Here is a 14,249-nt window from a genome sequence, read left to right on the forward strand (position 1 = left end):
CCGTTTCGGCGAGGGGATGCATGAGGCGACGCATGAGGCGACGCACGACGCGCATCCACCATGTGGCGGCGGATGCGCCTCCGTCCGAGGGACACGCCCCGTAGGTCTCGCCAGCCGGCGGACGCCCGGGGTCGACGATGGCCGGCGGCCGTACTTCGGCTGCCGGTCGCCGGGGTCCGGACGCTTGGGAGATCACGTGCACATCCTGCTCGCCGCCAGTGCCTTCAACAGCCTCACTCAACGTGTCCACGCCGAGCTGAGGGACCACGGCCACACTGTGACGGTCGAGCTCGTGCTGCCCGGCTCCTCCCTGTCCGAGGCCGTCCGCCTCCACCGGCCGGACCTCGTCGTGGCACCGATGCTGAAGACGGCGGTCCCCCGTGACGTCTGGTCCGCGCACACCTGCCTGATCGTCCATCCGGGCCCCGTCGGCGACCGCGGACCCTCCTCGCTCGACTGGGCCGTCACCGAGGAAGCGGACCGGTGGGGCGTCACCGTCCTCCAGGCCGACGAGGAGATGGACGCCGGCGACGTATGGGCGTCCGTCGACTGCCCGCTCCCGCCCGTCGGCAAGAGCGACGCCTACCGCGGTGAGATCGCCGACGCCGCGCTGGCCGCCGTCCTCCTGGCCGTCGAGCGCTTCGCCTCCGGCACGTACGTCCCGCAACGGCAGGGCACCGGCCGGGCGCGGCCCTACCTGCGCCAGGAGCAGCGCCGGATCGACTGGGCCCACGACACCACGGAGCAGGTGCTCCGCGCCCTGCGCGCCGCCGACTCGCAGCCGGGCGTCCTGGACGACCTGCTGGGCGGCCGGTGGTTCCTGCACGGCGGCCACCGGGAGGACGGGCTCCGCGGCCGTCCCGGGGAGCTGCTGGCGACCAGGGCGGGGGCCGTCTGCCGGGCCACGACCGACGGCGCCGTCTGGATCCCCGAACTGCGGGCCCGGCGCACGCCGACGGGGCCCGCTCCCGTCAAGCTGCCCGCCGTCCTCGCCCTGGGCGACGCCCTGCCCCCGCTGCCCGAGCTCCCCGCGCCCGCGGACGCCGGCCCGGAGGAGCGCGCGTGGTCGGACATCGGCTACCGGGAGCGGGGCGGGGCCGGATTCCTGTCGTTCTCCTTCCCCGGCGGCGCGATGAGCACCGAGCAGTGCCGCCGCCTGCTGGCCGCCTACCGGGCGGCCTGTTCCCGCCCGACCTCGGTGCTCGTCCTCGGGGGCGGCCGGGGCTTCTTCTCGAACGGCATCCACCTCGGCGTCATCGAGGCGGCCGCCGATCCGGCCGCGGAGTCCTGGGCCAACATCACCGCCATGGACGACCTGGTGGAGGCCGTGCTGACCACCACCGACCGGCTCGTGGTGGCCGCGCTCGGCGGCAACGCGGCCGCCGGCGGGGCGATGCTCGCCCTGGCCGCCGACGAGGTCTGGTGCAGGGCGGGAGTGGTGCTCAATCCGCACTACCGGCTGATGGGGCTGTACGGATCCGAGTACTGGACGCACACCCTGCCGCGCCGGGTCGGCGAAGCCGCCGCCGAGCGGCTGACGGCCGAGGCCCTGCCGCTGAGCGCCGATGCCGCCCTGCGGCTGGGGCTGATCGACCGGACGGTCCCGTGCGGCCCGCAGGAGTTCACGGCGGAGACCGTCCGGCTCGCGGTCCGGCTGGCGGCCTCGCCGGCCACCCGGTCCGCCATCGCCGGGAAGAAGGCGCGGCGCGACCGGGACGAGGACGTACGTCCCCTCGCCGCCCACCGGGAGGCGGAGCTGGCCCGGATGCGGGAGACGTTCCTCGACCCGGGGGCCCCGTACCACGCGCTGCGCCGCGCCTTCGCCCGCAAGGAGGCCGCGGACCGCACCCCGCCGCACCTGGCCCGTCCCGTGCCCGGCCGGCACACGGCCCCCCGGGCCGCGCGGCGGGACGGGCGCGTCACTGGACCGGCCCTGCAAGACAGGGCACCGGACCCCGCGGACTGCTAGCAAGAAGGGTGGGCCCACCCGCGCGAGCTTCCCCCGGCCGCCCCGGTCCGGGCCCCGACCATCCCCGCATCCGTCCCCAAGGAGCGCTCCTCATGGATGCAACAACCCCGAGCACGGTAGAGGACCCGCCGATCCACATCCTCTGGATCAACGCCGGGCTGAGCTGCGACGGCGACTCGGTGTCCCTGACGGCGGCGATGCAGCCCAGCATCGAGGAGATCGTCACGGGCGTGCTCCCCGGCCTGCCCAAGATCGCGGTGCACTGGCCCCTGATCGACTTCGAATGCGGCCCGGTGGGCGGCGCGGACACCTTCATCGAGTGGTTCTTCAAGGGCGAGCGCGGCGAGATCGACCCGTTCGTGCTCGTCGTCGAGGGGTCCATCCCCAACGAGAAGATCAAGCCCGAGGGTTACTGGTGCGGGTTCGGCGACGACCCGGAGACCGGTCAGCCCATCACCACCAGCGAGTGGATCGACCGGCTGGCGCCCAAGGCCCTCGCCGTGGTGGCGATCGGCACGTGCGCCACCTACGGCGGCATCCACGCGATGGAGGGCAACCCCACCGGCGCCATGGGCGTGCCCGACTACCTCGGGTGGAACTGGAAGTCGAAGGCCGGCATCCCGATCGTGTGCGTGCCGGGCTGCCCGATCCAGCCGGACAACTTCTCGGAGACCCTCACCTACCTGCTCTACCAGGCGGCGGGCTCCGCGCCGATGATCCCGCTCGACGACAAGCTGCGCCCGACCTGGCTGTTCGGCGCCACCGTGCACGAGGGCTGCGACCGCGCCGGGTACTACGAGCAGGGCGAGTTCGCCCACACCTACGACTCGCCCAAGTGCCTGGTCAAGCTGGGCTGCTGGGGCCCCGTCGTCAAGTGCAACGTCCCCAAGCGCGGCTGGATGAACGGCATCGGCGGCTGTCCCAACGTCGGCGGCATCTGCATCGCCTGCACGATGCCCGGCTTCCCCGACAAGTTCATGCCGTTCATGGACGAACCCCCCGGCGCCAAGGTGTCCAGCGCGGCCAGCGGCGCGTACGGGGCGGTGATCCGCAGGCTCCGTTCGATCACGGCGCACACCGTGGACCAGGAGCCGAAGTGGCGCCGCACCGGCCGGAAGCTGACGACGGGCTACCGCCCGCCCTGGTGACCGGCCCCGACCGTCCTCACCACCCCCGCCCATGAACTCCGCGCAGCACAGCAGCAAGAAGGGTCACGGCAGACAAGATGGCACCGAAGACGAACGCCGGCGGCGACGGCAGCGGCCTGGTGGAGATGGCCTGGGATCCGATCACCCGGATCGTGGGCAGTCTCGGCATCCACACGAAGATCGACTTCAAGCAGAAGCGGGTCGCGGAGTGCTACAGCACCTCCTCCGTCTTCCGCGGCTACAGCGTCTTCATGCGCGGCAAGGACCCCCGTGACGCGCACTTCATCACCAGCCGCATCTGCGGCATCTGCGGTGACAACCACGCCACCTGCTCCGTCTACGCGCAGAACATGGCCTACGGGGTGAAGCCTCCCCACCTCGCCGAGTGGATCATCAACCTCGGCGAGGCGGCGGAGTACATGTTCGACCACAACATCTTCCAGGAGAACCTGGTCGGGGTCGACTACTGCGAGAAGATGGTCCGCGAGACCAACCCGGGCGTCCTCGAACTGGCCGAGCGCACCGAGGCCCCGCACGCCGGCGAGCACGGCTACCGCACCATCGCCGACATCATGCGCTCCCTCAACCCCATCGAGGGCGAGTTCTACCGCGAGGCCCTCCAGGTCTCCCGCTACACGCGGGAGATGTTCTGCCTGATGGAGGGCCGCCACGTGCACCCCTCCACCCTCTACGCGGGCGGCGTCGGCACCATCGCCTCCGTCCAGCTGTTCACGGACTACACGAGCCGCCTCATGCGGTACGTGGAGTTCATGAAGCGGGTCGTCCCGCTGCACGACGACCTCTTCGACTTCTTCTACGAGGCCCTGCCCGGCTACGAGGAGGTCGGCCGGCGGCGCGTGCTGCTCGGCTGCTGGGGCGCGCTGAACGACCCCGAGTACTGCGACTTCACGTACGCCAACATGAGCAGCTGGGGACGGAAGATGTTCGTCACCCCGGGTGTCGTCGTGGACGGCAAGCTGGTCACCAACGACCTCACCGACATCAACCTCGGCATCCGCATCCTGCTGGGCAGTTCCTACTACGACGACTGGGCCGGCCAGGAGAAGTTCGTCACCCACGACCCGCTCGGCAACCCGGTCGACGCCCGCCACCCGTGGAACCAGCACACCATCCCCGCCCCGCAGAAGCGGAACTTCGACGACAAGTACAGCTGGGTGATGTCGCCGCGCTGGTTCGACGGCAAGGACCACCTCGCGCTCGACACCGGCGGCGGCCCCATCGCCCGCCTGTGGTCCACCGCCCTGTCCGGGCTCGTGGACATCGGCTACGTCAAGGCCACCGGGCACAGCGTGGTCATCAACCTGCCGCGCACGATGACCAAGCCGGAGACCACCTTCGAGTGGAAGATCCCGAAGTGGAGCAACGCGCTGGAGCGCAACCGCGCCCGCACGTACTTCCAGGCGTACGCGGCCGCCGTCGCCCTGCACTGCGCCGAGAAGGGGCTGGCGGAGGTCCGCGCCGGACGCACCCAGACCTGGGAGAAGTTCGAGGTGCCGAGCGAGTCGATCGGCGTCGGCTTCACCGAGGCCGTGCGCGGGGTCCTGTCGCACCACATGGTGATCCGGGACGGCAAGATCGCCAACTACCACCCGTACCCGCCGACCCCGTGGAACGCCAGCACCCGTGACACCTTCGGCACCCCCGGACCGTACGAGGACGCCGTCCAGAACACCCCGATCTTCGAGGAGAACTCCCCGGAGAACTTCAAGGGCATCGACATCATGCGCGCCGTGCGCAGCTTCGACCCCTGTCTGCCCTGCGGCGTCCACATGTACGTGGGCGGCGGCAAGACGGTGAAGTCCATGCACGTGCCCACCGGCCTGAGCGGACTGGGCGGATGAGCGCGGCGACGGCAGGGGCCCGGGAGACGGGCCTGCGGGTCGAGGAGGTCCTCGACCGGATGGCGGCCTCCGGCGACCGGGAGGCCGCCGCGGCGGCCGAGGAACTGGTGCGCGTGCTCATGGAGTTCTACGGGTCCGGGCTGGCCCGGATCGTGGGACGTCTCGACGAGGACCCGGGCGGCACCGCCGCCCTGGCCGGGCTGCTCGGCGACGAACTCGTCGCCGGCCTGCTGACCCTCCACGACCTGCACCCCGAGGACGTGCCCACCCGGATCGCCCGCGCCCTGGACTCCGTACGGGAACCGGTGGAGCAGGCCGGCTTCGACGAGGACACGGGCCTCCTGCGGCTGCGGTCCACCGCCACGGGCGGGGGCTGCGGCTGCGGCGACACGGCCGACGCGGTGCGGCAGCGGATCGAGGACGCCCTGGCCGCCTTCGCGCCCGAGGTGACCTCGGTGCAGCTGGAGCCCGCCGCCCCGCAGCCCGCCCTGCTGCAGATCGGCACCCGCCCGCAGACCCCGGCGCGCGTTCCGTGAGCCCGGTCCACCCGCAGGCCGCACCCCCACCGGCGCGCGGCCTGCGGCGCTTCACCGCACCCCGGGCGCCGCGCCCGGAGACCTGTGAACTGTGCGGGGTGGCGGTGGCCGAGGACGCCCACCGCCACCTGGTGCAGACCGAACAGCGGGCCCTGCTCTGCGCCTGCACGGCCTGCGCCCTGCTGTTCGACCGGCCGGGTACCGCCACCGGCCGGTACCGGGCCGTCCCGGACCGCTATCTGGCCGACCCCGACCACCCGTTGGACGACGGCGCGTGGGAGGTCCTGCAGATCCCGGTCGGCGTCGCGTTCTTCTTCCGCAACGCCGCCCTCGACCGGCTCGTCGCCCTCTACCCGAGCCCGGCCGGGGCCACCGAGAGCGAACTCGACCCGGAGACCTGGCAGCGCGTCCTGGGCGCCGGCCGGCTGGCCGGACTCCTCGAACCCGACGTGGAGGCCCTCCTGCTGCGCCGCTCGGAGGGCCGCACCGAGTGCTACCTGGTGCCGATCGACGTCTGTTACGAGCTGGTGGGACGGATGAGGCTGCTGTGGCAGGGCTTCGACGGCGGGGCCGAGGCCCGTGCCGCGTTGGCCGCGTTCTTCTCACAGGTGGAACTCCGGGCCAAGGTCCCGGCCGAGGCGGGGGAGGGACGGCCGTGACCGACTTCGCCTTCACCTGCACCGGGGTCCGCGCCGACCCGTACGCGGCCGGCCCCACCCTGGTGTTCCGGCTGCGCGTCACGGCCTCCCCCGAGACCCGTGTCCACGCCCTGGCGCTGCGCTGTCAGCTGCGCATCGAACCGGCGCGGCGCGACTACGGACCGGGCGAGGCCGCCGCGCTCCACGACCTGTTCGGCGAGCGCTCCCGGTGGGGCAGCTCGCTCCAGCCCGTCCAGTTCGCGCAGGTTCCGGTCATGGTCCCGAGCTTCACCGGGGAGACCGAGACCGAGGTGGCCGTGCCGTGCACGTACGACATGGACATCGCGGCCACCCGCTACTTCGACGCCCTGGAGGACGGCGAGGCCCCGTTGCTGATGCTGTTCTCCGGGACGGCGTTCACCGGCTCGGGCGGCTTCCACGTCGAGCCGGTGCCGTGGGACCGCGAGGCCTCCTGCCGGATGCCCGTGGCCGTGTGGCGGGAGATGATCGAGCAGCACTTCCCCGGCTGCGGCTGGCTGCGGCTGCCCCGCGACACCATGGCGGACCTGCTCGCCTTCCGCTCGCGCCACGCGCTGTCCTCCTGGGAGGCGACCGTACGGGCGCTGCTGGACTCGGCGGCGGACGCGGGGCCGCTCGCGGAGGGCTCCCCGGATCCCGCCGCCGTCGTACCGGACCCGGTCCGGGGCGGCGGAGGGGTACTGCACCGCGTCATCGGGAGGGCCGCGCCGTGACCACCACGTCCACGTCCACGTCCCTGTCCGAATCCCGCTTCGCCGTCGCCCGACAGGTCGCCGACGCGGTCCTGTTCGAGGGGTACGTGCTGTACCCGTACCGGGCCTCGGCGGCCAAGAACCGGCTGCGCTGGCAGTTCGGGGTGCTGGTGCCGCCCTCGTGGGGTCCGGCGCACGACGAGCACTCGTTCCAGCGCACCGAGCTGATCATGGAGCCCCGAGGGGCGGCCACCCTCTGCGTCGAACTGCGCTTCCTGCACGCGCAGCGCCGCACGGTCGAGGAGGCCCTCGGGGACGGTTCGTTCGCGGCCGTGCCCGAGCTGCACCTGCCCGACCGGGTCCTGGTCCCCTGGGACGAGGGCACCGAGGAACGCGTCGAAATGACGCTCTCCGTGGACGAGTTGACGGCGGGCGAGGTCACCCTCGGCTTCGCCCGGCCCGCCCGCACGGAGACCGAGCCCGTCCTCGACGCCGACGGCCGCGAGCGCGGCCGCCTGGTCCGGCGGACCGAACCGGTCGACGGGGTGGTGCGGCTGCGTGCCGTCGAACTGGACGGCCCCTACCGGGCGTTGAAGCTCACCGCCGTGGTGGAGAACACCAGCTCCTGGACTCCGGAGTCCGGCGCCGACCGCGACTGCGCCCTGCCCCGCTCGCTCGTGGCGTCCCACCTGCTGCTGGGGCTGAGCGCCGGTTCCTTCCTGTCGATGACCGACCCGCCCGAGTGGGCCAAGGCGGCCGTCGCGGCCTGTGGGAACCGCCACACCTGGCCGGTGCTCGCCGGGGAGTCAGGCCGCGCCGACGTGGTCCTCTCCTCCCCGATCATCCTGGAGGACCATCCCGCGATCGCCCCCGAGAGCGTCGGGGCCATGTACGACGCCACGGAGATCGACGAGATCCTCGCCCTGCGGACCGCCGCCCTGACCGATCAGGAGAAGCGCGAGGCCCGCGGCACGGACGCCCGCGCGGCCGCCGTGATCGACCTGGCCGACAACATGCCCGCCGAGGTGCTGGAGCGCCTGCACGGCGCGGTCCGGGCGCTGCGGGAGATCACCGGTCCGCGGCCGCCCGGGCCCGACCTCGTCCCCGAACCCTTCGAGGACGACGCCGTGTTCAGGCCGGACACCCCCTGGTGGGATCCGGAGCACTCCGACGCCGCGGGCCCGGCCCCCGATCGGATCCTGGTCGACGGGACGTCGGTGGGACCGGGCAGCCGCGTGATCCTGCGGCCCGGCCTGAGGCGCACCGACGCCCAGGACCTGTTCCTCCAGGGCCGGGCCGCCCTGGTGGAGGCCGTCCTGCACGACGTCGACGGGGGCGTGCACCTCGCGGTCACCGTCGAGGGCGATCCGGGCGCCGACATCCGCCGGGAGCAGGGCCGGTTCCTGTACTTCCAGCCCGACGAGGTCACCCCCCTGGAGGACGCGTGAGCGCCCGGATCCTGGTGGCGGGCATCGGCAACGTCTTCCTCGGCGACGACGGCTTCGGCGTCGAGACCGTGCGGCGGCTGTCCGTGCCCGGGAGCCGGCTGCCGGAGCACGTGGAGGTGGTGGACATCGGCGTGCGCGGTGTCCACCTCGCCTACCAGCTCCTGGACGGCTACGACACGCTGGTCCTGGTGGACGCCACCTCCCGCGGCGGCGCCCCCGGGACGCTGTACCTGATCGAGGCCTCCGAACCCGGCTCGGTCGCCCCCCGGGCCCCGGCGCTCGACGGACACCAGATGTCGCCCGACGCGGTACTGGCCCTGCTCGACACCCTGTGCGCGGGCACCGGCGGCACCCGGCCGCGGCGCATCCTGGTCGTCGGCTGCGAACCCTCCAGCCTGGAGGAGGGGATGGGCCTGAGCGACCCGGTGGCCGCCGCGGTGCCGGAGGCCGTACGGATGGTGCTGGACCTGCTGGAGGACGACCGCAATGCCGTCGCCAACTGAGGAGAACCCCATGAAGAAGGTCATCGTCTTCGGCGTGGCCGCGGCCCTCGCCGCCGTGCTCGTCTCGGTCCTGCCCGACCTCAAGCGGTACATCGACATCAGCCGGATGTGACCGCGCCGGCCCGGCGCCCGCCGGGCGGGACGCCCGTGGCGCGTCGCGCACCCGCCCGCACCCGAACGGTGTACGGGCCGCGCGGCGCGTCGGCGTGCCCGTCCGGTCCGTACGCCGCCTGCCGGTCTAATGAGGCCCGGCAGGACGGAGTCCCATGCACGAGATGTCGATCGCCGTGGCCGTGGTCGGCCAGGTCGAGGAAGCCGCGCTGGCCGGCGGCGCGAGCGCGGTCACGTCGGTCCGGCTCCAGGTCGGCGAACTGGCCGGAGTGGTACCCGACGCGCTCGCCTTCTGTTTCGAACTGGCCTGCGCCGGAACGCTCCTGGAGGGCGCCGAGCTGGTGACCGAGTCCGTGGAGGCCCGCGCCCACTGTGGATCCTGTACGGCCGACTGGGCCGTCGGAATGCCGCCGCGGCTGCTCTGCCCCGGCTGCGGTCTGGCCACGGACGTCGAGCTCCGCTCCGGGCGCGAGCTGCAGATCCTGAGCGTCCGCTGGGAAGACTCCCCCGCCCTCCCGCCCGTCCGCGAACCGATCTCCGAGGAGCGCTGAACCATGTGCCGTGTGGTCGACCTGAAAGCGGCGGTCCTCGCCAAGAACGACTCCGCCGCGCAGACCCTGCGCACGGAACTCGGCGCCCGCGGCACGACGGTGGTCAACCTGCTCTCCAGCCCCGGCAGCGGCAAGACGGCCCTGCTGGAACGCGAACTGGGCTTCGCCCGGGAGCGCGGGGTGCCGGTGGCCGCACTGACGGCCGACCTGGCGACGGAGAACGACGCGGTGCGGCTGGCGCGTTCGGGGACGCTCGTCAAGCAGGTGCTCACCGACGGGCTGTGCCACCTGGAGGCCTCGATGCTGGGGCGGCACCTGGACGGGTGGCTGCCCGCCGACACCCGGCTGCTCTTCGTGGAGAACGTCGGCAACCTCGTCTGTCCCGCCTCCTACGACCTGGGCGAGTCCCTGCGCGTGGTCCTGGCCTCGGTGACGGAGGGTGAGGACAAGCCGCTCAAGTACCCGACGGCGTTCGGGACGGCCCACCTGGTGGTGGTGACGAAGACGGACATCGCCGGGGCCGTGGAGTTCGACGAGGCGGCCTTCCGCGCGAACGTGCGGCAGGTCAATCCCGGTGTGGAGGTGGTGCTGACCTCCGCGAAGGCGGGCGAGGGCGCGGGCCTGCTCCTGGACCGGGCGCTCGCGGTCGCCGACGGCCACCCGGTGCACGCGCCGGTCATGGCACAGCAGCCCCACGTGCACCACCACGACCACCACGACATCGACGGGCACGACGGGCACGACGGGCACGGCCACGACGGCCACGATCACCACCACGGCCACGGGGACGGTCCCGGGCATCTCCACCCCCGTCCGACCGCGGCGCCGACCCGCTGATGGAGGCCGTGCAGCGGCGTCGGGTCGTGGTGCGCGGGGTGGTGCAGGGCGTCGGCTTCCGGCCGTACGTGTACACCCGCGCGACCGGACTCGGCCTCGCCGGGCACGTCACCAACACCCCCGAGGGCGTCGTCGCGGAGGTGGAGGGCGCTCCCGCCGCCGTGGCCGCGTTCTGCGAGCGGCTCGCCTCGGACGCCCCGCCGCTGGCCGTCGTCGACGCCGTCGACCACTGCGAGCTCCCCGTCGCGGGCGGCGCCGGCTTCACCATCGTCGCCTCCCGCTCCGGCGGGCCCGCGCGCACGCTGGTCTCCCCCGACGTGGCCACCTGCGCCGACTGCCTGGCCGAGCTGGCGGACCCCGCCGACCGACGCCACCGGCACCCCTTCATCACCTGCACCCACTGCGGCCCCCGCTTCACCATCGTCACCGGGCTGCCGTACGACCGGGCGCACACCACCATGGCCCGTTTCCCGATGTGCCCCGACTGCGCGCGGGAGTACGCGGATCCCGCCGACCGGCGGTTCCACGCCCAGCCCGTGGCCTGCCCCGCCTGCGGGCCCCGGCTACGCCTGCTCGCCGGGACGCCGCCGCGCGAGGTGGAGGCGGCCGACCCGGTGGCCGGGGCCCGCCGGCTGCTGGCCGAGGGCGCGATCGTCGCGGTGAAGGGCCTCGGCGGCTACCACCTCGCCTGCGACGCCACGCTCCCCGGCGCCGTCGCCGAGCTGCGGCGCCGCAAGGCGCGCGGGGACAAGCCGTTCGCCCTCATGGTCCGGGACCTCGCCGACGTCGAGGCGCTGGTGGAGCTCGGCCCCGCCGAGCGGGCGCTGCTCACCGGTCCCGTCCGGCCGATCGTGCTGTTGCGCCGCCGTCCGACTCCGGACGGTCCCGCGGCGCTCCCGATCGCCGACGCCGTCGCCCCCCGCTCCCCCGACCTCGGGGTGATGCTCCCGTACACGCCCGTGCACCACCTGCTGCTCGGTCTCCCCGGCGACCGACCCGGCCCCCGCCTGCTGGTGATGACCAGCGGCAATCTGTCGGGCGAGCCCATCGTCACGGACGACGCCGAGGCACTGGAGCGCCTCGGGCACCTCGCCGACGCCTGGCTCACGCACGACCGTCCCATCCACGTGCCGTGCGACGACTCAGTGGTGCGGATCTGCGACGGGGAGCCGCTGACCGTGCGCCGCTCGCGCGGCCACGCCCCGATGCCGCTCGCGCTGCCGTCCTCCGTACCGGCCGCCCTGGCCACGGGAGGGGACCTCAAGAACGTCTTCTGTCTCGGTGAGGGCCGCAAGGCGTGGCTGTCCGCGCACATCGGCGACATGGACGACCTGGCCACCCAGCAGGCGTTCGAACGCGCCGGGCGGCAACTGGAGTCGATCACGGGCGTGAGCCCGGGGCTGCTCGCCGCCGACCGGCACCCCGGCTACCGCTCCGCGCAGTGGGCCGTGCGGAACGCGGGCGCCCGGCCCCTGGTCCGCGTACAGCACCACCACGCGCACATCGCCTCGGCGATGGCCGAACACGGCCTCGACGGCGCCCGGCGGGTGATCGGGATCGCCTTCGACGGCACTGGCTACGGCGACGACGGCGCGGTGTGGGGCGGTGAGGTCCTGCTCGCCGACTACGGCGGGTACGCGCGCTTCGCGCACCTCGCGTACGTCCCCCTGCCGGGCGGCGACGCCTCCGTGCGACGCCCGTACCGGATGGCGCTGGCCCATCTGTGGGCCGCGGGCATCGAATGGTCCCCGGACCTGCCTCCCGTTCGGGCCTGCCCGCCCGACGAACTGGTCGTACTGAGCCGCCAGTTGGAGCGGAACCTGAACTGCGTGCCCACCTCCGGAATGGGCCGCCTCTACGACGCGGTCTCCTCCCTTGCGGGGGTCTGCCACCACGCCGGGTACGAGGCCCAGGCCGCCATCGAACTGGAGGCGGCCGCGGTGGCGGCGGCGGACGGATCCGGGCCCGCCTACCGATTCGCGCTCCGCGCCCCGGGAGCGGACACGGCCGACCCGGACACCGCTCCCCCGCTGACCGCCGACCCGGGGCCCGTCCTCGCGGCCGTCGTGGCCGACGTGCGCGCGGGCACCCCACCGACGGTGATCGCGGCCCGGTTCCACGCCGCGGTGGCCGCCCTCGTCGGCGAGTCGTGCCTGGCGGCGCGCGGCCGGCACGGTCTGGACACCGTCGCCCTGACCGGCGGGGTCTTCGCGAACTCCACCCTTTCGTCGGCCTGTTCCCGGCTGCTGCGGGAGCACGGCTTCACCGTACTGCGCCACCACCGGGTCCCCCCGAACGACGGGGGGCTGGCGCTCGGCCAGCTCATGGTGGCGGCCGCGACCGCGACCGCCGGCCGCCCCGACGGACACCCACAGCGAGGAGGAACCCATGTGCCTGGCGGTGCCCGGCAGAGTGATTGACATCGGGGAGCAGGACGGCACCCGGATGGCCACCGTCGACTTCGGGGGCGTGGTCAAGGAGGTGTGCCTGGAATACCTGCCGGACCTCCAAGTGGGCGAGTACGCCATCGTCCACGTCGGCTTCGCGCTGCAACGCCTGGACGAGGAGTCGGCCAAGCAGACCCTCGAACTCTTCTCGCAACTCGGCATGCTCCAGGAGGAGTTCGGCGACCCGTGGGAGCGAGCCGCCGCGGAGGCCGGCAGTGACCCCTGGCCCTTCACCGACGACCCGGACGACGTCCCGCAGGAGGCGGCGCAGCAGTGAAGTACATCGACGAGTTCCAGGACCCCGCCCTCGCCCGGCGGCTGCTCGACGAGATCCACGCCACCGTGACCCGCCCCTGGGCGCTGATGGAGGTCTGCGGCGGCCAGACGCACACCATCATCCGGCACGGGATCGACCAACTGCTCCCCGAAAAGATCGAGTTGATCCACGGGCCGGGCTGTCCGGTGTGCGTGACCCCGCTGGAGGTCATCGACAAGGCCCTGGAGATCGCCTCCCGGCCCGAGGTGATCTTCTGCTCGTTCGGGGACATGCTCCGCGTGCCGGGGACCGGCCGCGACCTGTTCCAGGTGCGCAGCGAGGGCGGCGACGTCCGGGTCGTCTACTCCCCGCTCGACGCCCTGCGGATCGCCCGGCAGAACCCGGACCGCGAGGTGGTGTTCTTCGGCATCGGCTTCGAGACCACGGCGCCGCCCAACGCGATGACCGTGTACCAGGCGAAGAAGCTCGGGATCCGCAACTTCAGCCTGCTGGTGTCCCACGTACGGGTGCCCCCGGCGATCGAGGCGATCATGACCTCGCCGAGCTGCCGGGTCCAGGGGTTCCTCGCCGCCGGCCACGTGTGCAGCGTGATGGGCACCGGGGAGTATCCCGATCTGGCGGCGAAGTACCGGGTCCCGATCGTGGTGACCGGTTTCGAGCCGCTGGACATCCTGGAGGGCGTGCGTCGGGCCGTGCTCCAGCTCGAACGCGGCGAGCACACCGTCGACAACGCGTACGCGCGCGCCGTCCGCCCGGAGGGCAACCCGGCGGCGCTCGCCATGCTGGAGGACGTCTTCGAGGTCACCGACCGGGCCTGGCGCGGCATCGGCGTCATCCCCGCAAGCGGCTGGCGGCTGTCCTCCCGCTACCGGGACCTCGACGCCGAACACCGCTTCCAGGTGGGCGACATCGCCACGCTGGAGCCCGCCGAGTGCCGCGCCGGCGAGGTGCTCCAGGGCCTGCTGAAGCCCCACGAGTGCGAGGCCTTCGGCACCACCTGCACCCCGCGCACCCCGCTCGGCGCCACGATGGTCTCCAGCGAGGGCGCGTGCGCCGCGTACTACCTCTACCGGCGCCTGGACATCCCGAACGCCGCGAAGGCCCCGCTGGAGGCGAACCCCGTTGTCTGACACCGCACTCGACGTCACCGGCTGGACCTGTCCGGCCCCGCTGCGCGACCGGCCCCGCGTG

General features: G+C 73.2%; 14 protein-coding genes. All 14 read left to right on the forward strand.

Annotation, left to right across the window (positions count from 1 at the left end; genetic code table 11):
• The first annotated feature begins 196 nt into the window (after positions 1-196).
• On the forward strand, positions 197-1,969 hold the full coding sequence (locus tag ACFYYJ_RS10035; protein WP_389130673.1) for a hydrogenase maturation protein: 1,773 nt from the start codon (positions 197-199) through the stop codon (positions 1,967-1,969).
• A gap of 92 nt (positions 1,970-2,061) precedes the next feature.
• On the forward strand, positions 2,062-3,117 hold the full coding sequence (locus ACFYYJ_RS10040) for a hydrogenase expression protein HypE (protein WP_389130676.1): 1,056 nt from the start codon (positions 2,062-2,064) through the stop codon (positions 3,115-3,117).
• A 77-nt stretch (positions 3,118-3,194) separates the two neighbouring features.
• Positions 3,195-4,979: a nickel-dependent hydrogenase large subunit gene (locus ACFYYJ_RS10045; protein ID WP_385121784.1), complete on the forward strand. Its 1,785-nt coding sequence runs from the start codon at positions 3,195-3,197 to the stop codon at positions 4,977-4,979.
• Complete coding sequence (locus ACFYYJ_RS10050; RefSeq protein ID WP_389130680.1) at positions 4,976-5,515, forward strand: hypothetical protein; 540 nt, start codon at positions 4,976-4,978, stop codon at positions 5,513-5,515. Before ACFYYJ_RS10045 ends, ACFYYJ_RS10050 begins: the two co-directional genes overlap by 4 nt.
• Positions 5,512-6,174, forward strand: coding sequence for a DUF5947 family protein (locus ACFYYJ_RS10055; RefSeq protein ID WP_389130682.1), 663 nt, complete (start codon positions 5,512-5,514; stop codon positions 6,172-6,174). Before ACFYYJ_RS10050 ends, ACFYYJ_RS10055 begins: the two co-directional genes overlap by 4 nt.
• Positions 6,171-6,905 (forward strand): DUF6084 family protein, encoded by a 735-nt coding sequence (locus tag ACFYYJ_RS10060; RefSeq protein ID WP_389130685.1) that lies wholly within the window; start codon positions 6,171-6,173, stop codon positions 6,903-6,905. The genes ACFYYJ_RS10055 and ACFYYJ_RS10060 overlap by 4 nt, the downstream gene beginning before the upstream one ends.
• On the forward strand, positions 6,902-8,332 hold the full coding sequence (locus tag ACFYYJ_RS10065) for a hypothetical protein (protein ID WP_389130687.1): 1,431 nt from the start codon (positions 6,902-6,904) through the stop codon (positions 8,330-8,332). Before ACFYYJ_RS10060 ends, ACFYYJ_RS10065 begins: the two co-directional genes overlap by 4 nt.
• On the forward strand, positions 8,329-8,835 hold the full coding sequence (locus tag ACFYYJ_RS10070; protein ID WP_385121774.1) for a hydrogenase maturation protease: 507 nt from the start codon (positions 8,329-8,331) through the stop codon (positions 8,833-8,835). The genes ACFYYJ_RS10065 and ACFYYJ_RS10070 overlap by 4 nt, the downstream gene beginning before the upstream one ends.
• 10 nt (positions 8,836-8,845) lie before the next feature.
• Positions 8,846-8,947: a DUF6893 family small protein gene (locus ACFYYJ_RS10075; protein WP_384726882.1), complete on the forward strand. Its 102-nt coding sequence runs from the start codon at positions 8,846-8,848 to the stop codon at positions 8,945-8,947.
• A 154-nt stretch (positions 8,948-9,101) separates the two neighbouring features.
• Positions 9,102-9,497, forward strand: a complete 396-nt coding sequence (locus ACFYYJ_RS10080) for a hydrogenase maturation nickel metallochaperone HypA (protein ID WP_389130691.1) — start codon at positions 9,102-9,104, stop codon at positions 9,495-9,497.
• 3 nt (positions 9,498-9,500) lie between these two features.
• Positions 9,501-10,334 (forward strand): hydrogenase nickel incorporation protein HypB, encoded by an 834-nt coding sequence (gene hypB / locus ACFYYJ_RS10085; RefSeq protein ID WP_385357563.1) that lies wholly within the window; start codon positions 9,501-9,503, stop codon positions 10,332-10,334.
• On the forward strand, positions 10,334-12,754 hold the full coding sequence (hypF, locus tag ACFYYJ_RS10090) for a carbamoyltransferase HypF (protein ID WP_389130694.1): 2,421 nt from the start codon (positions 10,334-10,336) through the stop codon (positions 12,752-12,754). Before hypB ends, hypF begins: the two co-directional genes overlap by 1 nt.
• Positions 12,723-13,058, forward strand: coding sequence for a HypC/HybG/HupF family hydrogenase formation chaperone (locus tag ACFYYJ_RS10095; RefSeq protein ID WP_389130697.1), 336 nt, complete (start codon positions 12,723-12,725; stop codon positions 13,056-13,058). The genes hypF and ACFYYJ_RS10095 overlap by 32 nt, the downstream gene beginning before the upstream one ends.
• Entirely contained in the window at positions 13,055-14,188 is a 1,134-nt protein-coding gene (hypD, locus tag ACFYYJ_RS10100; protein ID WP_389130699.1) for a hydrogenase formation protein HypD, read from the forward strand. Before ACFYYJ_RS10095 ends, hypD begins: the two co-directional genes overlap by 4 nt.
• Positions 14,189-14,249 lie beyond the last annotated feature (61 nt).

The sequence above is a fragment of the Streptomyces sp. NPDC002467 genome (genome assembly GCF_042889825.1).
GTDB lineage: Bacteria > Actinomycetota > Actinomycetes > Streptomycetales > Streptomycetaceae > Streptomyces.